Genomic DNA, 23,714 nt, shown 5'->3' on the forward strand with positions numbered 1-23,714 from the left:
CGCGACCCCGCGACCCCGCACCGCCGCACCGCCCGGCCCGGTGGCCCGCGGCCCGTGTTTCACAGCGATGTGGTCCACTTCCGCGCGACCTCCATACAACGCCGCGCTCATGCATACATTGCCGACCTGACAATGCTGTGGCAGCATACGCCGCTCATTCATCATCGGAGCCGCCATGCGCCCGTTCGCGTTTGTCCTGTCCTCGCTTGCCCTGTCCCTGAGCGCCGCCTTCAGCGCGCAAGCCCAAACCCCAGCCGCACCCGCCGCCGCCGCACCGGCCGAGCGCCCGGCCACTGAGTTCCCCTACACCCCTGGCCTCGACCCCTCGGCCATGGACCGCACCGCCGACCCTTGCGTCGACTTCTACCAGTACGCCTGCGGCGGCTGGAAAACCCATAACCCGATCCCCGCCGACCAGGCCCGCTGGTCCGTGTACGGCAAGCTCGCGCAGGACAACCAGCGCTACCTGTGGGGCATCCTCGAAAGCCTCGCGCAGCAGAAGGAGGGCCGCACCTCCGCCCAACAGAAAATCGGCGACTACTTCGGCGCATGCATGGACGAAAAAGCCATCGAAGCGCGCGGCGCCGAGCCGCTCAAGCCCTGGCTCGACCAGATCGCGGCCATCAAGACCACGCGTGACCTGCCCGCCGTGCTGGCCCGCCTGCAGCTGGCCTTCCGCGACAGCGACCTGCTGTTCGGCTTCGGCTCCGGCCAGGACTTCGCCGATTCCACACGTGTGATCGCCTTCGCTTCCGGCGGTGGCCTCGGCCTCCCGGACCGCGACTCGTACCTGAAGACCGACGACAAGTCCAAGGACATCCGCGCCAAGTACGTGGCCCACGTGGCACGCACCTTCGAGCTGCTGGGCGAATCGAAAGACGCCGCCGCGCGCGACGCCGCCAAGGTGATGGAGATCGAAACCGCGCTGGCAAAAGCCACGCTAACCCGCGTCGAGAAGCGCGACCCGCACAAACTCGATCACAAAATGAGCTTCGCCCAGGTGCAGGCCCTCACCCCGAACTTCGACTGGAAGGCCTACTTGGCCAGCATGGACGTGCCGCGCACCGTGCAGTTCAACGTGACCGAACCCGCCTTCTTCAAGGAAGTCTCGCGCCAGCTCAAGGCCAACGACGTCGCCGCCGTGAAGACCTACCTGCGCTGGCATGTGGCCCAGCTGATGTCGTCCTCGCTGTCGAAGAACTTCGACGATGAGCACTTCGCCTTCTACAGCAAGACCCTGCGCGGTATCGAGCAGCAGCGGCCGCGCTGGAAGCGCTGCGTGGGCCTGGTCGACAACCAGCTCGGCGAAGCACTGGGCCAGGAATTCACCAGCCGCGCCTTCAGCCCCGAGCTGAAGGAGAAGGCGCTCAAAATGACACGCCAGATCGAAGTGGCGATGAAGGACGATATCGAGTCGCTGGACTGGATGAGCCCTGCGACCAAGAAGCGCGCGCAGGAAAAGCTGGCCGCCATCGTCAACAAGATCGGGTACCCGGACAAGTGGCGCGACTACAGCGCCTATGATGTGCAGGCGCGCGACTTCGCCGGCAACGTCTTGCGCGGGAATACCTTCGAGGCGCGCCGCCAGCTGGCCAAGATCGGCAAGCCGCTGGACCGCAGCGAGTGGAGCATGACGCCGCCGACCGTCAACGCCTACTTCGACCCGCAGATGAACGACATCAACTTCCCGGCCGGCGTGCTGCAGCCGCCGCTATTCGACCCGAAGATGGATGACGCACCGAACTACGGCAACACCGGCGGCACCATCGGCCACGAGCTGACCCACGCCTTCGACGACGAAGGCCGCCAGTTTGACGCCAAGGGCAACCTCAAGGACTGGTGGACCAAGGAAGATGCGAAAGCCTTCCAGGAGCGCGCGCAGTGCATCGTCGACCAGTACGCGCAGTACGTGGTCGTGGATGACATCAAGATCAATTCCAAGCTGACCCTGGGCGAAGACGTGGCCGACCTCGGTGGCCTGATTCTGGCGTGGGTGGCGTGGAAGCAGGAGATGGCGAGCATGCCGCAGCAGGCGTCGCAAGGCCTGCGCGATGGCCTGACGCCGGAGCAGCGCTTCTTCGTCGGCAATGCGCAATGGGCGTGCGAAAACGACCGGCCCGAGAACCAGCGCCTGCACGCGATGACCGACCCGCACTCGCCGGGCAAGTTCCGCGTGAATGGCCTGGTGGTCAACATGCCGCAGTTCCAGGCCGCGTTCCAGTGCAAGGCCGGGCAGCCGATGGTGGCCGCGAAGGCTTGCCGCGTGTGGTAAGCGCACGCACGTGAGCCGACGCGCCGCCCGGAGCTCTCCCGGGCGGCGCTGTCTCAGCGGCGGCGTATCAGTGATGACGCATCAGTGATGACGCATCAGTGATGACGCATCAGTGATGACGCATCAGCGGAACACCCCCAATCACGCATCACGATCCGCCGCTGTCAATGCTTCAGCGCATCGCGCTGTGGATTGGCTCCGCCCCAGCCCCCCGGTTCGTTGCCGCGCTTTTCCAGCATCTCCTTGAAGCGCTGCAGGTTGGCGCGCGCTTCCATGCGCACCACCCCGAGCGCGTCGCCGATCGTTTCCATCGGGCCTTCCGGTTCGTAATCCATGCGCAGCACCACGCGGGTGCAGTTCTCCGAAATCTTGTCGAAGGTCACGACGCCGCCGTTGCGCGGGCCGCTCGTGCTGCGCCAGGCGATGCACTGGTCCCGCAACTGGTCGGTGATCTCGGCGTCCCATTCCTTGTCCTTGCCGGCAACGCTGGCCCTCCAGTGCAGCCGTCCGTCGTCCAGCTGCCTCACTTCGTGCACGCTCGCCATGAAGGTTGGAAATTGTTCGAACTGGGCCCACTGTTCGTAGACGGCGTGCACCGGGGCGTTCACTTCCAGCGACTCCTCGACGTACGACAGGCCGGACTTCTGGCCGGTCTCCTTGCGTTTCTGATACTGCTTGGCCAGCAGCACACCCCCGGCCGCGAGGGCCGCCATTTTCACAACTCGGTTCAGCATAGGCATACGTGTTCTCCTTGTTCTTGATGGTGGAAGTTCAAGCCCGGACGGACCGCACTCAGCGCCGCGCGCCGGTATCGGAGATCTGGGCCTGCATATGGATCAGGTTCGCTTCGAACGATTGCATCTCCAGCCCGACCGGCGCCATGTCACGGCTCTCCAGCTTGGGGAAGAATTCCTTTTCCTCCTGCTCGATATGGCGCAGCACGCTGTCCAGCATCTCGCTCATCAGGCGGTCCGCCTGCGGTTCGTCGAGCGACATGCCCTGCAGCGTGGCCACCAGGTCGTCCACCTTCAAATGCTCCTGCTCGAAGTGGGCAATCATGGCTTCGTCCGCATCCCGCATGCGCGGATAGAACACGGACTCCTCGATCCGGGAATGGGTGTGGATGGCTTGCAGCAACTGGCCGGCAGCCTGCTTGCGGACCTCCTTGTCGCTGCTGCCGCGCCAGGTGGCGGCCAGCTTGCGGACCAGTTCGTGGTCTGACAGCAAGCCGTCCAGCGGGTGGTTGATGGCATCCCAGCTGTGACGCTTGCTGAGATCTTCGTTGTCGTCATTCATGTCAGCCTCCTTGCTTCTTTGTTTGACGAAACATCTCATCCGAAGTTCATCGGAACCTCATGAGCATATGAACATGCATGGCGTTTTTTCAAGCTAAATAAGCAGCGAAAAAAACCAGCGCCGCGACAGGCCCGGCAGCCGTTCCGCGCGGAACCCCGGCGGTATAATGGCGGGATGCAGAATCTCCTCCACAACCTCAATCCCGAACAGCTCGCTGCCGTCACGCTCCCCGCCCAAAGCGCCCTGATCCTGGCCGGTGCCGGCTCGGGCAAGACGCGCGTGCTGACCACGCGCATCGCCTGGCTCATCCAGACCGGGCAGATCGGTCCTTCGGGCATCATGGCGGTCACCTTCACCAACAAGGCGGCCAAGGAGATGCTGACGCGCCTGTCCGCGATGCTGCCGATGTCCACGCGCGGCATGTGGATCGGCACCTTCCACGGCCTGTGTAACCGCCTGCTGCGCACGCACTACCGCGACGCGGCGCTGCCGCAGACCTTCCAGATCCTGGATTCGCAGGATCAGCTCTCGATGATCAAGCGCCTGCTCAAGGCCAATAACATCGACGACGAGAAGTATCCGGCCAAGGATCTGATGTACTTCATCAACAATGCCAAGGACCAAGGCTTGCGCTCGGGCGAGGTCGAGACCTACGACCCCATCACCCGCAAGTTCGCCGAGCTCTACGGCTTGTACGACGACCAGTGCCAGAAGGAAGGCGTGGTCGACTTCGCCGAGCTGCTGCTGCGCTGCTACGAACTGCTGCTGCGCAACCAGCCGCTGCGCGAGCACTACCAGACGCGTTTCCAGCACATCCTGGTCGATGAGTTTCAGGACACCAACAACCTGCAGTACGCCTGGCTGAAGCTGATGTCCGGCCACGGCACCGGCCGGCCGAGCGCGCTGTTCGCGGTGGGCGACGACGACCAGTCGATCTACGCCTTCCGCGGCGCCAACGTCGGCAACATGCAGGCCTTCGAGCGCGACTTCCGCGTCGAAAACCTGATCAAGCTGGAGCAGAACTACCGCTCGCATGGGCACATCCTCGATGCGGCCAACCTGCTGATCTCGAACAACGCCAAGCGGCTCGGCAAGAACCTGCGCACGGACGCGGGGCAGGGCGAGCAGGTGCGCGTGTACGAGGCGTCCACTGACCTGGAAGAAGCGCAGTGGATCATCGACGAGGTCAAGAACCTCATCAACGATGGCACCAAGCGTGACGAGATCGCGGTGCTGTACCGCTCCAACGCGCAATCGCGCGTGATCGAGCATGCGCTGTTTGCGGCCGGGATTCCGTATCACGTGTACGGCGGCCTGCGCTACTTCCAGCGCGCGGAGGTGAAGAACGCGATCGCCTACCTGCAGCTGATGGACAATCCGCACAACGATTCAGCCTTCCTGCGTGTGGTGAATTTCCCGGCGCGCGGCATCGGCGCGCGCTCGATCGAACAGCTGCAGGATGCGGCGCGCATGTATGGCGTATCGCTGTATGCGGCCGTGCCGTACATGACGGGGCGCGCGGGCGGGCTGCTGGGCGGCTTCGTCAAGATCATCGAATCCACGCGCTTCGAAACGCAGCAGCTTTCGCTGCCGGAGCTGGTGCGCGTGACGCTCGATGCGTCGGGCATGCTGCAGCACTACGCCAATGAAAAGGAAGGGCAGGATCGCATCGAGAACTTGGAACAGCTGGTCGGTGCGGCCACGCAGTTCGTGCAGGAGGAAGGCTTTGGCCTGTCCGCGCCCGCGCATCTCGGGCCGCAGGCGCTGGCGCAGGCGGGCACGCCGGTCGTCAACGCGGACGGCATCGAAGTGATGGATGCGGATGCGCCGCTGGCCACCGTGATGTCTCCGCTGTCCGCCTTCCTGTCGCATGCCTCGCTGGAGGCGGGCGATGCGCAGGCCCAGGCTGGGCAGGATGCGCTGCAGATGATGACGGTGCACTCGGCCAAGGGGCTGGAGTTCGACGCGGTGTTCATCACCGGGTTGGAAGAGGGCTTGTTCCCGCACGAGTCTTCGGCGCGCGAGAACGACGGGCTGGATGAAGAGCGGCGCCTGATGTACGTGGCGATCACGCGCGCCAAGAAGCGACTGTACATGACGTTCACGCAGTCGCGCATGCTGCATGGGCAGACGCGCTACAACATCAAGTCGCGCTTTTTTGAAGAGCTGCCGGAGGAATCGCTCAAGTGGATCACGCCGCGCGTGCAGTCGCACTGGTTCGCGAACAAGAAGACGGCCTGGGATGACGCCAGCTTCCGCGAGGGCGGCACCGACAACGCGCTGGCCAAGCAGATGAAGACCAAGTCGCTGGCCGCCGCCGGCGGGCCGGGCTGGCGTATCGGCGAATCGGTCATGCACGGCAAGTTCGGCGAAGGCGTGATCGTCAACATCGAAGGTAGCGGCACCAACGCCCGCGCGCAGATCAACTTCGGCAAGTCCGGCATGAAGATGCTGGACCTCTCTATCGCCAAGCTGGAGCGCGTCGGCCGCTAGCTTTGCTGCACCGGGCTGCGAACACGAAAAGCTCGCGAACAGTGCTACGCTAGGCAAGCGAGCCTTGTGGCTGAGCGAGACCGGCGCTGCGAGGAGAACCTATGACGTTGAACACTTACATTGCAATGCGGACGTGGGCGGGACTGTCTCCGGCAGGCGAGCGCAAGGTGATCACCGCGCGGATCGCTGCCCCGGTTTGCGACACCGAGGGCCGGATGTCCTGTTTGGCTGATCCGGGGTTTGATGAGGCACCTGTCTCAATTTTTGGAGAAGACAGCTGGCAAGCGCTGGAACTTGCGCTGCGCTTTTGTCGGGACATCGCGCGGGGCAAAATGCAGCGGGGCTGGCAACTACGCTGGCCCGACACCGACGAGCTTCTCGCGTCCAGCGACCTGTAGCATCGTCAGCGCTCGGTATGCCGAAGACTTGGCCCGCCGGCGCGGAGCGGCGTCTGCCATCTGTCGCGAGCTTGCTTGTTTTCGGGTAGTCAGCTGGCCGGCTGCATCTGCGCTTCCGTGCCCTGAATATGCGCGAGACCCCAGGCCTTGAGCGCGGCCAGCACGCTGCGCAGGGACTGTCCTTTGGCGGTCAGACGATAAGCGTCCCGCCCGGCCACGTCAGGGGTCGGAAAGCGCTCAGCCAGGCCATTCTCCACTAGCCGTGCCAGCCGGTCGGCCAGGATATTGGTCGAGATCTTCTCCGGCGAGGACAGGAAGTCCTTGAAAAACATCTTCCCGCTCATCAGGTCCCGGATGACCAGCAGCGTCCATTTGTCGCCGAACAGGTCGAGGGCGCAAGCAACCGGGCACACCGAGCGGTGGCCCTCGTCCGGCGGCTGCACTGCCGCCTTCCGGGCGGGTGCCTTGCGTGGCTTCTCATTCGGCACGGCGCTGCTCCTTTCTGAGTCAAGACTTGACTTTATCAGCGGTACTTGCATAATGCAAGTCTGCACTTGCAAAACGCAAGTGTAATCACCGATCACGATTCACGAAGGGGAAAGCAGCATGGAGACTTCAAAGAACCTGGCCACCTTATTGCCTTTTGTGTCGAGCATTGCCTTTGCCATGCTCGCGTGGGGCGCAGTGGCGCTTCACTATGTCTGGCCGCGCCTGCGCGGCTTGCCCCTGCATGAAGCCGTGCGGCCGATCTTGCACCTGCATCTGTTCAGGTTCATCGGGCTGGCGTTCATCGTGCCGGGCGTCGTCAGCCCGCAGCTTCCGTTGGCGTTTGGTTCGCCCGCGGCGTATGGGGACCTGCTCGCAATGGGATTGGCGTGGCTGGCCTTGTTGGCCGGAAGCGGTCGACATGCGCGCGCAGCCATCTGGGCCTTTAACGTGTTTGGCATCGGCGACCTGCTGTATGCCTACTACCAGGGCGCGGTCGGGGTCGGCATCGAAACCTCGTGGCTGGGCGCCGCCTGGTTCATTCCGACGGTGACCGTTCCGCTCCTGCTCTGGAGCCATCTGCTGACGTTTGCCCTATTGCTGCGGAGCGCTCCCAGCCCGACCGCGGCGCCCTTGCAGTCGTGCTAACATAGCGCCGCTGTTCTCACGGATGGCCGTAAGCGTTCACGTCAACCAACGCCCAACAGGACCACGCGCATCGCAAGTGCGCGCATGGTGTCGGGCGCTGCATGGTTGACCAGCCGGCTGTCCGCCCCCTTGCGCTCCCCGCCTGCGCTGGCTCCTCCCATCTCTGGAGTCAAGCTTATGTCTCACATGAAGTTCAATCACGTCAGCTTCCCCTCGACCGACGTGGCCGCGACAGCGAGTTTCTTCGAGCGCTATCTCGGCTGCACCGGCACGGCTTTCGGCGCCAGCCGCATCCTCAAGCGTCACGATTTCGACATCGTCATCGAGCACGCCGCGGACCGCCCGGTCGCGTGGCCGCACAACTTCCACATCGGCTTCGAGCTGCCGACCGTGCAGGCGCTCGAACAGCTGTACGCCCACGTGCATGCGGACGGCGCACACCTGGACACGGACCTCATCCGGCACGCCCGTGGTTCGCGCTTCTTCTGCACCATCCCGGGCGGGGTGCTCGTTGAGTTCAATACGAGAGAGGATGCCGCCGAGCCCTTCCGGGCCAGTTTCGGCCTGACGTAATCCGTTAAGCCGCGCTAAACGATTTGGAAAACGTTTAGCGCGGCTTAACCAAGCTGCGGTACGCCGAACACTTGGCGGTAGCCCGCGTAGAGCGCGCACTGCAGGAGCAGCAGGAAGATGGTGCCCAGCCACATACCGATCACCAGCCCCGCGAAGGGACTGAGGAGCGAAAACACGAACACCACCAGCTGCACGCTGACGATCATCGTCACCAGCCATCCGAGCAGCAGCACCAGGAATACCTTGAACGCCCGCAGGGTCGCAAACACGCTGTAGAACACCGCCTTCCCCACGCCCATCTGCTGCCACGCCGTGAGCGGCGCCGCAAACGCCAGCGCGGTCAGGATCGCCATGTTCGCAAACGACATCCCCACCAGCGGCGTCAGCGCCGAAGTGTCCACCTGCTGCGGCGAATTGCTGCGCACCTGCTCCAGCACTTTGCGCATCGCCTCATGGTCGCTCATCATGAATGCCAGCGAGGCCATCGCCAGCGACACCAGCAGATACACCAGTCCCACGCCCACCAGCCGTGGCAGCGCGGGCTTGCGGAAGCCCGTCCCCAGCACGCGCAGGTCGACGCGCCGGTTCTGGTCGATCAGCGCGCAGGCTTGCATGATCGCCATCGCCATCGACGGCACGAACATCAGCACCACGATCGGCCCGATGATGGGCAGGCTGCTGACGATGGAACTGGCCATCAGGTTGATGAACAGGATGGTGGTGAGCGCCCCCGGCTGGCGCCGGAACAGCGCCACGCCCTGCTTGAACCACTGCCAGCCGGTACCCGCGGGCAGGCTGGAGATCGGAGAGTCGGTCATGGCTTAAATAAGGTGCGGGGCCGGCACCGCGATGCGCTCGCGCAGGATGCGCTCGAAGTGCGTCGGGTCGTGCGGCGTGAGGATCTCCGCTTCGCGCGGCAGGTAGTAGTCGTACAGGCGCGACATCCAGAAGCGCAGCGCAGCGGCGCGCAACATCGGTTGCCAGGCTTCCTGTTCGGCGATGGTGAAGGGCACCACGGCCGCGTATGCATCGGTGAGGGCGCGCACCCGCGCGGCATCCAGCACGCCGGTGGCCAGGTCCACGCACCAGTCGTTGACGGTGACGGCCAGGTCGAACAGCCAGGTGTCGACACCTGCGAAGTAGAAGTCGAAGAACCCGGTCAGGCGCTCGCCCACGAACATCACGTTATTGCGGAACAGGTCCGCATGCACGGGGCCGCGTGGCAGCGCGTGGTGCAGCCCGGAGCTGTAGAACGCGTTCTGGAAATGCATCTCGGCCTTCAGCAGCTCGGCGCGGTCGCGGTCCAGGTGCGGCAGCACCTTGGGTGCCGTCTCGTTCAGCCAATCCAGCCCGCGCAGGTTGGGCTGCTGCAGCGGGAACTCGCGCCCCGCCAGGTGCATCTTCGCCAGCATGGTGCCGACGGCCGCGCAATGCACCGGCTGCGGCGCCAGCTGCGATTCGCCTGCCAGCTTGCTCACGATGGCGGCCGGCTTGCCGTGCAGCGGCACGCACAGCTTCCCTTCGTGGTTCGGCACCGGCGCGGGCACCAGGATGCCGCGGTCGGCCAGGTGCTTCATCAGCTCCAGGTAGAACGGCAGCTGTTCGAAGCTCAGGTTTTCAAAAATGGTGAGGACGTACTCGCCCGCATCCGTGGTGAGGAAGAAGTTGGAGTTCTCGATTCCGGACGCGATGCCGCGCACGGCGCGCGCCTCGCCCAGCGGGAATTGTGCGATCCAGGCGCGTGCGTCGTCCAGGGAGACGGCGGTGAAAACGGCCATCGCTTAACGGTTGTTGGCGGCGGGCGGCTGCGAGGTCCCGGCTGGCGGTGCCGGCGGCTGCGCATTGGCATTGCTGCCAGTGTCGGCTGCTTCAGCCGCGCCTTCCTTCTTTTTCTTGCCCAGGATGTCAAATTCCTTCACGGTCCACAGCGGCGCGCGGGTGCCGCCCGCCTCCGTGGTGCCCGGCTGCGCGTTGCCTGCGGGCGCATTCGGACGCAGGGTGTAGTGGCTCTTGCCGCTCTGGACCTGCACCTCGGTCACCTGGCCGCCTTCGGCCTTCTTCTCGGTGATGCGGGTGCGCGGCTGGTCCGGGATCACGGTCACCGGCTGGTCGCTGCCAGCTTCGATCGGCGCCACGTTGGCCGGCGGCGCGGAGCTGGGGCGGCTCTGGCCCGGGGCGGTGGAAGACGACTGGGCCAGGGCCAGTCCGGTGGCCGCGGTCAGGGCCAGGAAGAGGGAGGTGCGCAACATGATGGATTCGCCTGCGGTAAGGGCTCGGATGTCGTTTCAATCATTGTAACAAAGCGCCGCGAATGCCGCCCAATTGGCTGTGCCGAGGTGGTGTAAATCCTCGGAAACGTCCCCATATGGAGAGCATTCGATTCTGCGATAATGGCCGGCGTCACCGCCCGCTCTCCCTCTCCCAAAGATCACATGGACAACACCCTGCTGCTCGTCGACGGTTCCAGCTACCTGTACCGCGCCTATCACGCCCTTCCCGATCTCCGCAGCCCGGACGGCTACCCGACCGGCGCGATGCATGGCATGGTCAATATGCTGCGCCGCTTGCGCGCCGATTATCCGGCCGCGTACATCGCCTGCGTGTTCGACGCCAAGGGCAAGACCTTCCGCGACGATATGTACGCCGAGTACAAGGCCACCCGCGCCTCCATGCCTGAGGACCTGGCCAAGCAGATCGAGCCGATTCATGAGGCGGTGCGCCACATGGGCTGGCCGATCCTGATGGTGGAGGGCGTGGAGGCGGACGACGTGATCGGGACCCTGTCGGTGCAGGCGACCCAGCTCGGACTCAAGACGATCATCTCGACCGGCGACAAGGACCTGGCGCAGCTGGTCAACGAGAACGTCTACCTCATCAACACGATGACCAACGAGAAGCTCGATGAAGCGGGCGTGCTGGCCAAGTTCGGCGTGCCGCCCAATTTGATCATCGACTATCTCACGCTGATCGGCGACACGGTCGACAATATCCCGGGCGTGACCAAGTGCGGCCCCAAGACGGCACTCAAGTGGCTGACCGCGCACGGCAACCTGGATGCCGTCATCCAGAACGCGCACACCATCACCGGTGCCGTCGGCGAGAACCTGCGCGCCGCGCTGGAGTGGCTGCCGCAGGGCCGCCAGCTGATCACCGTGAAGTGCGACTGCGACCTGACCCCGCACGTGGTGTCGATCCACGAAACGCTGGTGGGCCAGCCGGAGAATCGCGAAGGCCTGCAGGACTTCTTCGCGCGCTATGGTTTCAAGACCCTGCTGCGCGAGTTGACCGCGCGTTCCCCGGCCGCGCTGCCGGGCGGTACTCCGCTCGATTCGCCTACCACCGCCGACTTGTTCGGCGGCGAGGCCGCAATCAAACGTGGCGAGTACGAGACCGTGACCACGATGGAGGCGCTGGATCGCTGGCTGGCTGCCATCGACAGCGCCGCGCTGACCTCCGTCGACACCGAGACCACCTGCCTGGATCCGATGTCCGCGGAGCTGGTCGGCATTTCGCTGGCCGTGGAACCGGGCAAGGGCGCCTACATCCCGGTCGCGCACCGCTACGAAGGCGTGCCCCAGCAGCTGCCGCGCGAGCTGGTGCTGGAAAAGATGAAGCCCTGGCTGGAAAACCCGGCCAAGCCCAAGGTCGGCCAGAACCTTAAGTACGACGCGCACGTCCTCGCCAACCATGGCGTGACCCTGCGCGGCATCCAGCATGACACGCTGCTGGAGTCCTACGTGTTCGAGTCCCACAAGCCGCACGACATGGATTCGCTGGCCATGCGCCACCTGAATTACCAGACCATCCCCTATGTGGACGTGTGCGGCAAGGGCGCCAACGAGATTTGCTTCGACCTGGTGGCCTTGGACCGCGCGACCGAGTATGCGGGGGAGGACTCGGACATCACCCTGCGCCTGCACCAGTCGATGATCAAGCACGTGGAAGGTGACGAAAAACTGAACCACATCTACCGCGCCATCGAGCTGCCGACTGCCGAGGTGCTGCAGAAAATCGAGCGCAACGGGGTGCTGATCAACGCGGAATTCCTGGGCGGCCTGTCGCAGGAATTCGGCGCGCGCATCGTGGAGCTGGAGCAGCAGGCGTACGGGCTGGCGGAAGGTCCGTTCAATCTCGGTTCGCCCAAGCAGATCGGCGATATCTTCTTCAACAAGCTGAAGCTCCCGGTCATCAAGAAGACGCCGACCGGCGCGCCGTCCACGGACGAAGAGGTGCTGCAAAAGCTGGCCGAGGACTTCCCGCTGCCGAAGCTGATCCTCGAACACCGCGCGCTGTCCAAGCTGAAGTCGACCTACACCGACAAGCTGCCCAAGCAGGTCAATCCGCGTACGGGCCGCGTGCACACCAACTACGCGCAGGCGGTGGCCGTGACGGGGCGCCTCGCGTCCAACGATCCGAACCTGCAGAACATTCCAATCCGCGAGGCGGAAGGGCGGCGCATCCGCGAAGCTTTTATCGCGCCGCCGGGGCACGTGCTCATGTCGGCTGACTACTCGCAGATCGAGCTGCGCATCATGGCGCATATCGCGGGCGACGAGGCCATGCTGCGCGCGTTCGGCGCCGGGGAAGACATTCACGCGGCCACCGCATCCGAGGTGTTTGGCGTGCCGCTGGCCGAAGTGCAGAGCGAGCAGCGGCGCTACGCAAAGGTCATCAACTTTGGCCTGATCTACGGCATGAGCGCATTCGGCCTGGCTTCGCGCCTGGGCATCGAACGTGCGGCGGCCACCAGCTACATCGACAAATACTTCGCCCGCTTCGCAGGCGTGAAGCGCTACATGGACGAGACCCGCCTGCAGGCCAAGGCGCGCGGCTATGTGGAGACAGTGTTCGGACGCCGCCTGTGGCTCCCGGAGATCAACTCACCCAACGGCCCGCGCCGCGCCGGCGCCGAACGCGCGGCGATTAACGCGCCGATGCAGGGTACGGCGGCGGACCTGATCAAGCTGTCGATGATCGCGGTGCAGGACTGGCTGGAACGCGACCAGCTGAAGACCAAGATGATCATGCAGGTGCACGATGAACTGGTGCTGGAAGTGCCGGAAGCGGAGATCGAACTGGTGAAAACCAGGCTGCCGGAGCTGATGGCCGGCGTCGCCAAGCTGGATGTGCCGCTGCTGGCGGAAGTCGGGATCGGCGAGAACTGGGACGAGGCGCACTAAGCGCCACCGCTGGGCGCTGTGAGGGCGGCCGCGTGCAAGCGCCGCCCGTTTCTTTGCTTTTTTCGGGACCGGACGCGCTGTAACGCGCGGCACTTCAATCCTCCGCCGCAGTGCGGGTGTACCTGCCGCGCATGATCGGCGTCCAGCTGGCGCCAGCGTCGAACGAGGTATCGAGCGCCAGGGTGTAGGCGTCCGCGCCGAGAGGTGCCCAAACGTGGCGCGACATCCCGCGCGGCGAGCGGCGCACGAACAGCAGCTGTGCGCCTTCCGCACTGCCCAGCGCGGCCTGCTCCGGCACGAAGCCCAGGCTGTCGAACCAGTGCAGTGCCAGACCGCCGTTCGCCTGAGGCGTGAACAGCGCGTGCGCCTGCAGCCATGGCGCGCCATCGCGCACGGCGCGGTACTCATGGATCACTGCCTTGCCGCCCAGGTCCGCGCGCCATACCGCCTGCGCGTGGGCGGGACCGCCCGGCCCCCATTTGCTGGGCATGATCTCTTCCTCACCTTCCCATGTGCCGAGAAAGGGACCGAGCGGAGCGAGTGCATCCATGTTGTGGTTCTCCTGATGGATTACGGGACCAAAGTTCGCTGCTAAGATAGCGCACTTCGTTCATTCTTTCAGGAGGACACCCGCATGGAAGACCTGGTTCAAGACGGCAGCAGCCTGCTGCCACCGACCGCACTGTCCGATGGCGTCGACCGCCGCGACTTCCTGAAGGTAGCCCTCGGCACCGGCTTTGCCGCAGCCACGCTGCCCGTGATGGCGCAGCACGTGCTCAAGACGGACAGCAAGGGCCTCACCGAAGGCACCATCCAGATCAAGGTGGGCGCGCAGACCGTGCCGGTGTATCGCGCGCAGCCCGAGGGGAAGAGCAACCTGCCCGTGATCCTGGTGGTCTCCGAGATCTTCGGCGTGCATGAACACATCGCCGACGTCGCGCGCCGCTTCGCCAAGCAGGGCTATTTGGCGCTGGCGCCCGAGCTGTTCGTGCGGCAGGGCGATGCGGGCAAGGAGCCGGACATGGCCTCCCTCATCAAGAACATCATCTCGAAGACGCCTGACGCGCAGGTCATGGGCGACCTCGATGCCACCGTCGCCTGGGCCAAGGCCAATGGCGGCGACGTCACCCGGCTCGGTATCACGGGCTTCTGCTGGGGTGGGCGGATCACGTGGTTGTACAGCGCGCACAACCCGCAGGTGAAGGCGGGCGTCGCGTGGTACGGGCGGCTGGTGGGCGAGAAGAACAGCATCAACCCATCGCATCCGATCGACATCGCGCCCACGCTCAAGGTGCCGGTGCTTGGTCTATACGGCGGCAAGGACAGCGGCATTCCGCAGGAGAGCATCAACCAGATGAAGGCGGCGCTGGCCAAGGCCGGGAACACTTCCGAGTTCGTGGTCTACCCCGATGCGGGCCACGCCTTCCACGCCGACTACCGCCCGAGTTATGTCGAGAAGGATGCGAAGGACGGCTGGACGCGCGCCCTGGCCTGGTTCAAGGCACACGGCGTGGCCTGAGGTGCATGGCGCGGGCCGGAGCGCTACAATAGCCGGCTGCGCGCCTGCGCACCCACACGAGGTTTAGAAAATCGACTCCACCCTGATCAGCATTTTGCTGGCGACCACGATCGCCGGCGTCGCCAGCATCACCGCCGCGGCGGTGTTCTCGTTCGCGCTGCTGTCGAAGATGGTGGAACGCATGGTGAGCCTCTCGGTCGGCATCATGCTGGCCACCTCGCTGCTGCATGCGCTGCCGGAGGCGTTCGAGTCGAATGCCGATCCGCGTTCGCTGTTCGCGACCCTGCTGATTGGCCTGCTCGCCTTCTTCATGCTGGAGAAGCTGGCCATCCTGCGGCACTCGCATCATCACGAAGGGGACGGCCACCACCATGCGCACGGACATGACGCGCGCGAGGCGGGGAAGAGCGGGTGGATGATCCTGGTCGGCGACGGCATGCACAACTTCACGGACGGCATCCTGATCGCCGCGGCGTTCCTGGCCAATCCGCAGCTGGGCATCGTCACGGGCCTCGCAATTGTCGCGCACGAGATCCCGCAGGAGATTGGCGACTTCATCGTGCTGCTGAATGCCGGCTTTTCGCGGATGCGGGCCTACGTCTACAACCTTCTGTGCAGCCTGATGGCGATCATCGGGGGCCTGCTCGGCTACTTCACGCTGGACAAGGCGAGCGGGCTGATTCCGTATGTGCTGGTGTTCGCATCCTCGGGCTTCATCTACATCGCCGTGAGCGACCTGATGCCCCAGATGCAGCGCCGCGCCACGGTGCGCGAATCGATCCCCCAAGTGTTGTTAATCGCCCTCGGCGTGGTGCTCGTCCTCTTCCTCACTGCGCACCACTAGCCCTTGCGCTACCTCAACCCCGGGGTCAGGCCTGTCTCTCATAGAGGGTGCCTGACTCCGGTTAGTTATCCACAGATTATCCACAGATTTCTCGCTCTGCGCTGTTGCGTCCAGACAAGCGGGGGCCTGACCCCAAGGAGATGGAAAGAGGCCTGACCCCGGTTGAGGGGGCGCAAAAAGGGGCGGGTTAGCGGGCGACGGGGCGGGACGGGTCGGCGGACCACTCGCTCCAGGAGCCGGGGTAGAGGGCGGCGCCGGGGAGGCCGGCGACTTCCAGTGCGAGCAGGTTGTGGCAGGCGGTGACGCCGGAGCCGCATTGCATCACGGCTTTCGACGGATCGGCGACCACTGCGGTCAGTTCGGCGCGCAGCTGCGCCGGGTCCTTGAATTTGCCGTCGGGCTGGAGGTTGTCCTTGAAGAAGCGGTTCACGGCGCCGGGAATGTGCCCGCCCACCGGATCGATCGTCTCGTTCTCGCCGCGGAAGCGGTCGGGCGCGCGGGCGTCGACCACGGTGAACTCCCCGGACTCCAGGTTGGCCAGTACCGCCGCCATATCGACTGTCTCTACCAGCGAAGGTTTGGCTTCGATGGAACCCGGCGCCCGCGAGGGCACCGCCGCATCCATCGGCAGGCCCGCGGACTGCCATGCCGCCATGCCGCCATCAAGCACCGCGACCGCCGGGTGGCCGATCCAGCGCAGCATCCACCACAAGCGCGCAGCGTACATGCCGCCGTGCGCGTCGTAGGCCACCACTTGGGTATCGTCATTGACGCCGAGGCGGCGCAGCACCTCCACGAATTCAGCACGCGCGGGCAGTGGGTGCCGCCCGCGGAAGGCGCCGTCGACACCGCGCTTCTCGCCCGAGAGCTCGGTCTCCAGGTTCACGAACTGCGCCCCCTTGATGTGCCCGATCGCATAGCCCTCGCGCCCCGCATCCAGGTTGACCAGGTCATGCCGGCAATCGATCACCACCCAGCGCGGGTCCTCGATGTGCTCCGCCAGCTCGGCGGCCGAAATCAGTGTCGTGTACATGGTCGCTCCTCAGGTTTCGCTCGCAATGGGATCGGTGTCGGCGATGGCCTTGCCGCGCGCCGTGGTGCGCGTATTGTAGAACGTCGCGGCGATGCCCGAACACAGGATGATCCCCATCCCCAGCCACACGTGCCAGTCGAACAGGTCACCCCAGAACACGGCGCCCAGCACCGATGAGAAAATGATCCCGCTGTACTGCAGGTTCGCCACCACCAGCGTCTTGCCGACCCGGTAGGCGCGCGTCATCGCCATCTGCGCCAGCGTGGCCGAGACGCCCAGCACCAGGATCAGCGCCGCACCCTTGACATCGAACGCGTGGAAGGCGGGAGCAGGGGAGCCGGCCGATTCCAGCAGCACGCCCGCCAGCCCGGCCACGAAATTCGAAATCGAAAAATAGAAGACGACCCGGTACTCAGGCTCCCCCATGAGCCCCAGCTTGCGCACCTGCAGGTACGCGAGCGCGGACAGCATGCCGGACGAAAGCCCCATCAGCGCCCCCGCCCATTGCTGCGCCTCGAACGCGGGCCGCAGCACCAGCGTCACGCCGACAAAGCTGGCGACGATCGCCGTCACCAGTGGCCACTCCACATGCTTGCGCGCCTGCCACCAGCCCGCGCAGAACAGGTACACGGCGATCCAGATCGGCGACATGTAGTTGAGCGTGACGGCCGTCGCCAGCGGCAGCCGCGCGATCGCGACGAACCACAGCCACAGCGACACCACGCCCACGAACCCGCGCCACAGGTGATCCTTGATCAGCAGGGTGCGGAACGACCCGCCCCGCAGCCGCACCGTAAAGAACAGCATGACGGTGCCGATCAGCCCCCGGTACATCACGATTTCGGCGGTCGACCAATGTAAAGAAGCCACCTTCACGCATGCGCCCATGAGCGCAAACAGGAAGGTGGCCACCAGCATCCAGGCGGATGCCATCAGAACCTCGCAGCAGACGAATCGATCAAACCGAACCCACCTCGATATGGCTGCGGTACCACTCGTGGAAGTGCTGCATCCCGTCTTCCATCGGCGACTGGTAAGGGCCGCCGTCGTTCTCACCGCGCGCGAGCAGGGCCTGGCGGCCAGCGTCCATGCGCAGGGCGATCTCGTCGTCCTCCTTCACGGTCTCCATGTAGGCCGCGCGTTCCGCGTCGATGAAATCACGCTCGAACAGCACGATCTCCTCGGGGTAGTAGAACTCGATGACGTTCTTCGTCTTCTGCGGCCCTTCCGGGATCAGCGTGGACACCACCAGCACGTGCGGGTACCACTCCACCATGATGTTCGGGTAGAGCGTCAGCCAGATCGCGCCCTTGTCCGGCGCGACGCCGTTATTGAACTTGAGGACCTGCTCCTGCCAGCGCTTGTAGATCTTCGAGCCCGGCTTGACCAGCTCGCGGTTCACGCCCACGGTCTGCACCGAGTAATCCTGGCCGAATTCCCAGCGCAGGTTGTCGCAGTTGACGAAGCCCCCGAGGCCCGGGTGGAACGGCTCGACGTGGTAGTCCTCCAGGTAGACCTCGATGAAGGTCTTCCAGTTGTAGTTGCACTCCATGACTTCGACGTGGTCGAACATATAGCCCGAAAAATCGAGGTCGGTGGCCACGGACAGCTGCTTCAGGCGCGCGTTGACATCGTAGCCATTCTGCTCGAACAGCATGCCGTTCCAGCTTTGCAGCTGGGTCTTGGGCAGGTTGAGGCAGGGCGTGTCCGGAAAATGCGGCGCGCCGATCAGCTCACCCTTCAGGTCATAGGTCCAGCGATGCAGCGGGCAGACGATGTTGTCCGCATGGCCGCGGCCATTGAACATCAATGCCTGGCGATGGCGGCACACATTGGACAGGATCTCGACGCCGTTCGCATTCCGCACCAGCATGCGGCCTTCGTTCTCCCCAAGCATGGTGGCGTAGTCGCCCACCTCCGGAACCATAAGCTCATGGCCCACGTAGCGCGGGCCGTTCTTGAAGAGCAGTTGCAGTTCGCGCTGGAGCAGCGCGGCGTCAAAATAGACGTCTACCGGAAGCTGTGCGCGCGAACGCGCGAGCTTTGCGTGGGTAGCCAGATCGGACATCCCAACCCCCCTTTAAAAAGTCTTCAACCCAAAGAAGAGAAAGAATCCAGAGACCAGTATTGGTTGCGAATACGGTTTGTTTGGACAGAACCGGAGATTATAGCGCCAAATGGGGGTTCCGTCCCGCGATTCAACGGCAGAAAGGTGAAATTTCCTTTGCCAGCTTGGCATGATTTTTCGAGGGAAGGCGCCGGATACGCTAAAATTCACCCTTTGCGAATCAGGTTTAAGCGGGGATCACAGGTGGCGACGCCGGAATCGTTCGAACAGGCCATGGCCGAACTGGCCCAACTGGTCACCCAGATGGAATCGGGGCAGCTGCCGCTGGAAGCGTCGGTGGCGGCATACGCACGCGGCTCGGAGCTGGTGAAGTACTGCGCGGCGCAGCTGGAAAAGGTCGAGCAGCAGGTCAAGGTGCTGGAAGGTGACATGCTCAAGCCGTTCAACGACGGCGGCGAGGACGCTGAATGAGCGGTGCACGAGAAGGTCAATTCGCCGACTGGATGAAGACCGTGCAGCACAAGGTGGAGCATGAGCTCTCCGCCTTCCTGCCGCCGGCCGGTGAGGAGCCGCGCAAGCTGCACGAGGCGATGCGCTACACGGCCCTGGGCGGCGGCAAGCGGGTACGCCCGTTGCTGGTCTACGCCGCGGGCGCGCTGTTCGGCGCGGACGAGCGGGCCCTGGCCCATGCCGCCTGCGCCGTCGAGATGATCCACGTGTACTCGCTGGTTCACGATGACATGCCCTGCATGGACGACGACGCGCTTCGGCGCGGCAAGCCGACCGTCCACGTGCAATACGACGAGGCGACCGCGCTGCTGGTCGGCGACGCGCTGCAGGCGCAGGCCTTCGACGTGCTGGCCAATGCGCACACGGTGCCGCATGATCGCCTGGTGTGGATGTTGAAGGTGCTGGCCCATGCGGCCGGTGCGGCTGGGATGTGCGGCGGCCAGGCCATCGACCTCGATAGCGTCGGCCTGCAGCTCACGCTGGAGCAGCTGGAGCGCATGCACCAGCTGAAAACCGGTGCGCTGCTGCGCGCATCGGTGGTCCTGGGGGCGCTGGCCGGGGCGGAAGTGAACGAGGAACAGATGCAGGCGCTGAACGCCTATGCCCGCGCCATCGGCCTGGCGTTCCAGGTGGTGGACGACGTGCTGGATGCCACCGCCGATTCGGCCACCCTCGGCAAGACCGCGGGCAAGGACGCGGCGGCCAACAAGCCGACCTACGTGTCCATCCTCGGGCTGGAAGAATCGAAGGCGCTGGCGCAGACCCTGCGCGATGAAGCCCACGCCGCGCTGGCACCCTTCGGCGACAATGCCCGCCACCTGCGCGATCTGGCGGACCTGATCGTGCAACGCAACGCATAAGTCGCAACGTACAAGCGGAAAAGAGTACATAGAACATGAGTCTCCTGAACACCATCAACGATCCGGCGGACCTGCGCAAACTGCAGCGCAGCCAACTGACTCCGCTCGCCGACGAGCTGCGTGCCTACCTGCTCGATTCCGTGTCCAAGACCGGCGGCCACCTGTCGTCGAATCTCGGCACGGTGGAGCTGACCATCGCGCTGCACTACGTGTTCAACACGCCGCACGACCGCATCGTGTGGGACGTGGGCCACCAGACCTACTCTCACAAGATCCTCACCGGCCGCCGCGACCAGATGCCGGGCCTGCGTCAGCTGAATGGCATCTCGGGCTTCCCGCGCCGGGTGGAATCGGAGTACGACACCTTCGGGACGGCGCACTCGTCGACGTCCATCTCGGCGGCGCTGGGCATGGCACTCGGCGCCAAGATCAAGGGCGAGCAGCGCCACGCGATCGCGGTGATCGGCGATGGCTCCATGACGGCCGGTATGGCCTTCGAGGCGCTGAACAACGCCGGCGTGGAAGACGACCTGCCGCTGCTGGTGGTCCTGAACGACAACGACATGTCGATCTCGCCGCCGGTCGGTGCCCTGAACCGCTACCTGGCGCGCCTGATGTCCGGTCAGTTCTACGCCGCGGCGCGCAACGTCGGCCGCACCGTGCTGCCTGGCCCTGTGCTGGAGCTGGCGCGCAAGCTGGAAGAACATGCGAAGGGCATGGTGGTCCCGGCCACGATGTTCGAGGAATTCGGCTTCAACTACATCGGCCCGATCGACGGGCACGATCTCGATTCGCTGATCCCGACGCTGGAAAACATCCGCAAGCTGAAAGGCCCGCAGTTCCTGCACGTGGTGACCAAGAAGGGCCAAGGCTACAAGCTGGCCGAGGCCGACCCGATTTTGTACCACGGCCCGGGCAAGTTCAATCCGACCGAAGGCATCAAGCCTGCCAAGTCAACCAAGGTGACCTACACGGAAGTCTTCGGCAACTGGCTGTGCGACATGGCCGCCGCGGACAAGCGCCTGGTCGGCATCACGCCCGCCATGCGCGAAGGCTCGGGCATGGTGCGCTTTGAGCAGCTGTACAAGGACCGCTACTTCGACGTCGGCATCGCCGAACAGCACTCGGTCACTTTCGGCGCGGGCCTGGCCACGGAAGGCCTCAAGCCGGTGGTTGCGATCTACTCGACCTTCCTGCAGCGTGCCTACGACCAGCTGATTCATGACGTGGCCCTGCAAAACCTGGACGTGACCTTTGCGCTGGACCGCGCAGGCCTGGTCGGTGCCGATGGCGCGACCCACGCGGGCAACTACGACATGGCCTACCTGCGCTGCATCCCCAACATGGTGGTGATGGCGCCGTCGGACGAAAACGAGTGCCGCAAGATGCTGAGCACGGGCTTCCACTTCAACGGCCCGGCGGCGATCCGCTATCCGCGTGGCGCGGGTGTCGGTGCGGCCATCGAGCCGGCGCTGGAGACTCTGGACATCGGCAAGGGCCTGGTGCGCCGCACCGGCAAGTCGATCGCCATCATGGCCTTTGGTTCGATGGTCGCGCCGTCGCTGGGCGCGGCCGAGACGCTGAATGCCACCGTGGCCGACATGCGCTTCGTGAAGCCGCTGGACGTGGCCCTGGTGCGCCAGCTGGCGGCGGACCACGACTACCTGGTGACGGTGGAAGAGGGCTGCATCATGGGCGGCGCCGGGTCGGCGGTGGCGGAAGCGCTGGCCGAAGCGGGCATCGTCAAGCCGATCCTGCATCTGGGCCTGCCGGACAAGTTCATCGACCACGGCGACCCGGGTGTGCTGCTGGCCAGTGTGGGCCTGGACGCAACGGGTATCGCGAAATCGATCCGCGACCGTTTCGGCGCATCCCTCCCGCGCCTCGTCGTCAACAATACCTCGGCCGCGTAAGCCTCAGGCCCGCGCTCCCGGCACGTGCAGGGAGCGCGCCAGCAGCAGGCCGGCGAGGTAGCCGCCCACCAGGCCACCGATGTGGGCTGCGTTGTCCGTGTGCGGGTAGACGAAGCCCGCGAAGATGTTGAAGAGGATGAAGCCCGTGGCCGAGCCGCGCAGGTCCTTGACCACGGTGGCGGGCACGCCGCTGTGCGGGTTGCGGAGGAAGGCGAGCAGGCCGCCCATCAGCCCGAAGATCGCGCCCGATGCGCCCACGCTGTTGCCCACGCCGTGCGTCCACCACAGGCTCGCGAAGCTGCCGCAGACACCCGCCAGCAGATACAGCGCGATGAAGCGCGAGCTGCCGAACAGCCGTTCCACCAAGCCTCCGATCTGCACCAGCGCCACCATGTTGAAGAGGATGTGCAGCGCGCCGCCATGCAGGAACATGGAGCTGACCAGCCGCCACCACTGGCCGTGCGCCGTCAGCAGGCCAAAGTTCGAGCCCCACTTCACCAGCGCGAGCGCGGTGGTGGACGGGTTCTTGTAGACCCCAGCGAGCCACATCAAGCCGAAGATCGCCACATTGACCGCGAGGATGGTCCACATCACCGGCGAGCCCGGGCTCCAGTGCTGGATGCGGTCATAGAACACCTCGCGCTCCGTCTGGCGCACCGCATAGTCCTTGGTCTGCTGCATCGGCAGCAGCTCCATGATGCGCCGCGAATCATTGGGGCTGGACACCGTAAAGCCCACGGTGCGCAGCTTGTTCCCATCCCGGCAGTCGAAGATGATTTCGTCCCGGTCGCTCCACGCGTTCCACACGTTCTGCTGCTCGATACGCTCCGCATGTTGGCGCGCGAAGCGGAAGGAGCGGTGCACCTTGCCACTGAGGGTCACCGCATCCGGCCCCACCTCCAGTACTCCATCATCGAAAAAGCCGAAGTCGTTCTTTGGCCGGTTCGGCGTGTTCATGTAGAAGCGGACGGTGAAGCGTTCTGCCATGCTGGTCATCCGCTCAGGTACGCTTGCGTTCGTGATTCCACAGCACGTCGCCGTCGCGCCCCGCAAAGCGGTTCAACACGCGCGACAGCACGAACATCAGGTCGGACAGGCGGTTCACGTATTGGCGCGGCTGCTCGTTGATGGTCTCTTCGCTGCCCAGCGCCACGATGGCGCGTTCGGCGCGGCGGCACACGGTGCGGCACACGTGCGCCAGCGAGGCGGCGCGCGAGCCGGCGGGGAGGATGAAGTCCCTCAGCGGCGGCAGGTCGGCGTTGTACTTCTCGAGCAGGTCATCGAGCCGTTCCACGTGTTCGTCCTTGATCAGCTGATAGCCTGGAATGCACAGTTCTCCGCCCAGGTCGAACAGGTCATGCTGGATGGCGCTCAACTCATCGAGCAGGCCATCCGGCAGCGGTTCGCATTGCAGCAGGCCGACGAAGGAATTGAGCTCGTCCACATCGCCAAGCGCCTGGATGCGCAGGCTGTCCTTGGTGGTGCGGCTGCCGTCGCCCAGGCCGGTGGTGCCGTTGTCACCCGTGCGCGTCGCAATCTTGGAGAGCCGGTTGCCCATGTTCTTGCCTTGGTAGCTGAAAGAATGGCGAGCATATTACAAAATGTAGGCGCCCGCCATGCC

23 protein-coding genes are annotated in these 23,714 nt (G+C 64.7%); 11 read left to right on the top strand and 12 right to left on the bottom strand.

What is annotated here, in order from left to right:
• Window positions 1-175: 175 nt before the first annotated feature.
• Entirely contained in the window at window positions 176-2,272 is a 2,097-nt protein-coding gene (locus E4L96_RS23165; protein ID WP_135209588.1) for a M13 family metallopeptidase, read from the top strand.
• A gap of 164 nt (window positions 2,273-2,436) precedes the next feature.
• On the opposite strand, the gene E4L96_RS23170 is transcribed toward E4L96_RS23165, so the two are convergent.
• Window positions 2,437-3,006: an SRPBCC family protein gene (locus tag E4L96_RS23170; protein WP_135209589.1), complete on the bottom strand. Its 570-nt coding sequence runs from the start codon at window positions 3,004-3,006 to the stop codon at window positions 2,437-2,439.
• 58 nt (window positions 3,007-3,064) lie between these two features.
• A complete protein-coding gene (locus E4L96_RS23175; protein WP_167758782.1) occupies window positions 3,065-3,568 on the bottom strand; it encodes a hemerythrin domain-containing protein in 504 nt (167 codons plus the stop codon).
• 174 nt (window positions 3,569-3,742) lie between these two features.
• Here E4L96_RS23175 and E4L96_RS23180 point away from each other — a divergent pair, with 174 nt between their 5' ends.
• Window positions 3,743-6,061, top strand: a complete 2,319-nt coding sequence (locus E4L96_RS23180; RefSeq protein ID WP_135209591.1) for a UvrD-helicase domain-containing protein — start codon at window positions 3,743-3,745, stop codon at window positions 6,059-6,061.
• 101 nt (window positions 6,062-6,162) lie between these two features.
• On the top strand, window positions 6,163-6,459 hold the full coding sequence (locus E4L96_RS23185) for a hypothetical protein (RefSeq protein ID WP_135209592.1): 297 nt from the start codon (window positions 6,163-6,165) through the stop codon (window positions 6,457-6,459).
• Between the two features lie 89 nt (window positions 6,460-6,548).
• Here the strand turns inward: E4L96_RS23185 and E4L96_RS23190 are convergent, their stop codons facing one another.
• Window positions 6,549-6,947: a winged helix-turn-helix transcriptional regulator gene (locus tag E4L96_RS23190; RefSeq protein ID WP_229414734.1), complete on the bottom strand. Its 399-nt coding sequence runs from the start codon at window positions 6,945-6,947 to the stop codon at window positions 6,549-6,551.
• Window positions 6,948-7,065: 118 nt separating this feature from the next.
• On the opposite strand from E4L96_RS23190, the gene E4L96_RS23195 reads away from it, so the two are divergent.
• The gene (locus E4L96_RS23195) at window positions 7,066-7,593 is read left to right on the top strand and encodes a DUF8737 domain-containing protein (protein WP_181017640.1); all 528 of its coding nucleotides are present in this window, start codon (window positions 7,066-7,068) and stop codon (window positions 7,591-7,593) included.
• 186 nt (window positions 7,594-7,779) lie between these two features.
• Entirely contained in the window at window positions 7,780-8,166 is a 387-nt protein-coding gene (locus E4L96_RS23200; RefSeq protein WP_135209634.1) for a VOC family protein, read from the top strand.
• Between the two features lie 44 nt (window positions 8,167-8,210).
• Here E4L96_RS23200 and E4L96_RS23205 read toward each other — a convergent pair whose 3' ends face one another.
• Genes E4L96_RS23205 through E4L96_RS23215 form a run of 3 tightly spaced genes read right to left on the bottom strand, consistent with a single transcriptional unit; the run spans window position 8,211 to window position 10,415 of the window.
• Window positions 8,211-8,984, bottom strand: coding sequence for a BPSS1780 family membrane protein (locus E4L96_RS23205; RefSeq protein WP_135209594.1), 774 nt, complete (start codon window positions 8,982-8,984; stop codon window positions 8,211-8,213).
• Between the two features lie 3 nt (window positions 8,985-8,987).
• Window positions 8,988-9,944 carry a homoserine kinase gene (locus tag E4L96_RS23210; RefSeq protein WP_135209595.1) on the bottom strand — a complete coding sequence of 319 codons (957 nt, stop codon included), beginning with the start codon at window positions 9,942-9,944 and terminating at the stop codon, window positions 8,988-8,990.
• 3 nt (window positions 9,945-9,947) lie between these two features.
• Complete coding sequence (locus E4L96_RS23215; RefSeq protein ID WP_181017641.1) at window positions 9,948-10,415, bottom strand: hypothetical protein; 468 nt, start codon at window positions 10,413-10,415, stop codon at window positions 9,948-9,950.
• A 183-nt stretch (window positions 10,416-10,598) separates the two neighbouring features.
• Here E4L96_RS23215 and polA point away from each other — a divergent pair, with 183 nt between their 5' ends.
• On the top strand, window positions 10,599-13,346 hold the full coding sequence (gene polA / locus E4L96_RS23220; protein ID WP_135209596.1) for a DNA polymerase I: 2,748 nt from the start codon (window positions 10,599-10,601) through the stop codon (window positions 13,344-13,346).
• Window positions 13,347-13,440: 94 nt separating this feature from the next.
• On the opposite strand, the gene E4L96_RS23225 is transcribed toward polA, so the two are convergent.
• Window positions 13,441-13,896: a DUF1579 domain-containing protein gene (locus E4L96_RS23225; RefSeq protein WP_135209597.1), complete on the bottom strand. Its 456-nt coding sequence runs from the start codon at window positions 13,894-13,896 to the stop codon at window positions 13,441-13,443.
• Between the two features lie 84 nt (window positions 13,897-13,980).
• On the opposite strand from E4L96_RS23225, the gene E4L96_RS23230 reads away from it, so the two are divergent.
• Window positions 13,981-14,865 carry a dienelactone hydrolase family protein gene (locus tag E4L96_RS23230; protein WP_135209598.1) on the top strand — a complete coding sequence of 295 codons (885 nt, stop codon included), beginning with the start codon at window positions 13,981-13,983 and terminating at the stop codon, window positions 14,863-14,865.
• Window positions 14,866-14,959: 94 nt separating this feature from the next.
• On the top strand, window positions 14,960-15,709 hold the full coding sequence (locus tag E4L96_RS23235) for a ZIP family metal transporter (RefSeq protein ID WP_135209599.1): 750 nt from the start codon (window positions 14,960-14,962) through the stop codon (window positions 15,707-15,709).
• Between the two features lie 187 nt (window positions 15,710-15,896).
• On the opposite strand, the gene E4L96_RS23240 is transcribed toward E4L96_RS23235, so the two are convergent.
• From E4L96_RS23240 to E4L96_RS23250, 3 genes are read right to left on the bottom strand one after another with little or no spacing between them, the layout of a single operon-like run.
• The gene (locus E4L96_RS23240; protein WP_135209600.1) at window positions 15,897-16,742 is read right to left on the bottom strand and encodes a sulfurtransferase; all 846 of its coding nucleotides are present in this window, start codon (window positions 16,740-16,742) and stop codon (window positions 15,897-15,899) included.
• 9 nt (window positions 16,743-16,751) lie between these two features.
• Window positions 16,752-17,675, bottom strand: coding sequence for a DMT family transporter (locus E4L96_RS23245; protein WP_135209601.1), 924 nt, complete (start codon window positions 17,673-17,675; stop codon window positions 16,752-16,754).
• A gap of 25 nt (window positions 17,676-17,700) precedes the next feature.
• Window positions 17,701-18,810: an aromatic ring-hydroxylating oxygenase subunit alpha gene (locus E4L96_RS23250; protein ID WP_135209602.1), complete on the bottom strand. Its 1,110-nt coding sequence runs from the start codon at window positions 18,808-18,810 to the stop codon at window positions 17,701-17,703.
• Between the two features lie 243 nt (window positions 18,811-19,053).
• Here E4L96_RS23250 and E4L96_RS23255 point away from each other — a divergent pair, with 243 nt between their 5' ends.
• Genes E4L96_RS23255 through dxs form a run of 3 tightly spaced genes read left to right on the top strand, consistent with a single transcriptional unit; the run spans window position 19,054 to window position 22,093 of the window.
• Window positions 19,054-19,281, top strand: a complete 228-nt coding sequence (locus E4L96_RS23255; protein ID WP_267874348.1) for an exodeoxyribonuclease VII small subunit — start codon at window positions 19,054-19,056, stop codon at window positions 19,279-19,281.
• On the top strand, window positions 19,278-20,180 hold the full coding sequence (locus E4L96_RS23260; RefSeq protein WP_135209603.1) for a polyprenyl synthetase family protein: 903 nt from the start codon (window positions 19,278-19,280) through the stop codon (window positions 20,178-20,180). Before E4L96_RS23255 ends, E4L96_RS23260 begins: the two co-directional genes overlap by 4 nt.
• 35 nt (window positions 20,181-20,215) lie before the next feature.
• Complete coding sequence (gene dxs, locus E4L96_RS23265; protein ID WP_135209604.1) at window positions 20,216-22,093, top strand: 1-deoxy-D-xylulose-5-phosphate synthase; 1,878 nt, start codon at window positions 20,216-20,218, stop codon at window positions 22,091-22,093.
• A 3-nt stretch (window positions 22,094-22,096) separates the two neighbouring features.
• On the opposite strand, the gene E4L96_RS23270 is transcribed toward dxs, so the two are convergent.
• Window positions 22,097-23,080, bottom strand: coding sequence for a rhomboid family intramembrane serine protease (locus tag E4L96_RS23270; protein WP_167758783.1), 984 nt, complete (start codon window positions 23,078-23,080; stop codon window positions 22,097-22,099).
• 13 nt (window positions 23,081-23,093) lie between these two features.
• Complete coding sequence (locus E4L96_RS23275) at window positions 23,094-23,651, bottom strand: cob(I)yrinic acid a,c-diamide adenosyltransferase (protein WP_135209606.1); 558 nt, start codon at window positions 23,649-23,651, stop codon at window positions 23,094-23,096.
• Window positions 23,652-23,714 lie beyond the last annotated feature (63 nt).

It is taken from the genome of Zemynaea arenosa (assembly GCF_004614185.1).
GTDB lineage: Bacteria > Pseudomonadota > Gammaproteobacteria > Burkholderiales > Burkholderiaceae_D > Telluria > Telluria arenosa.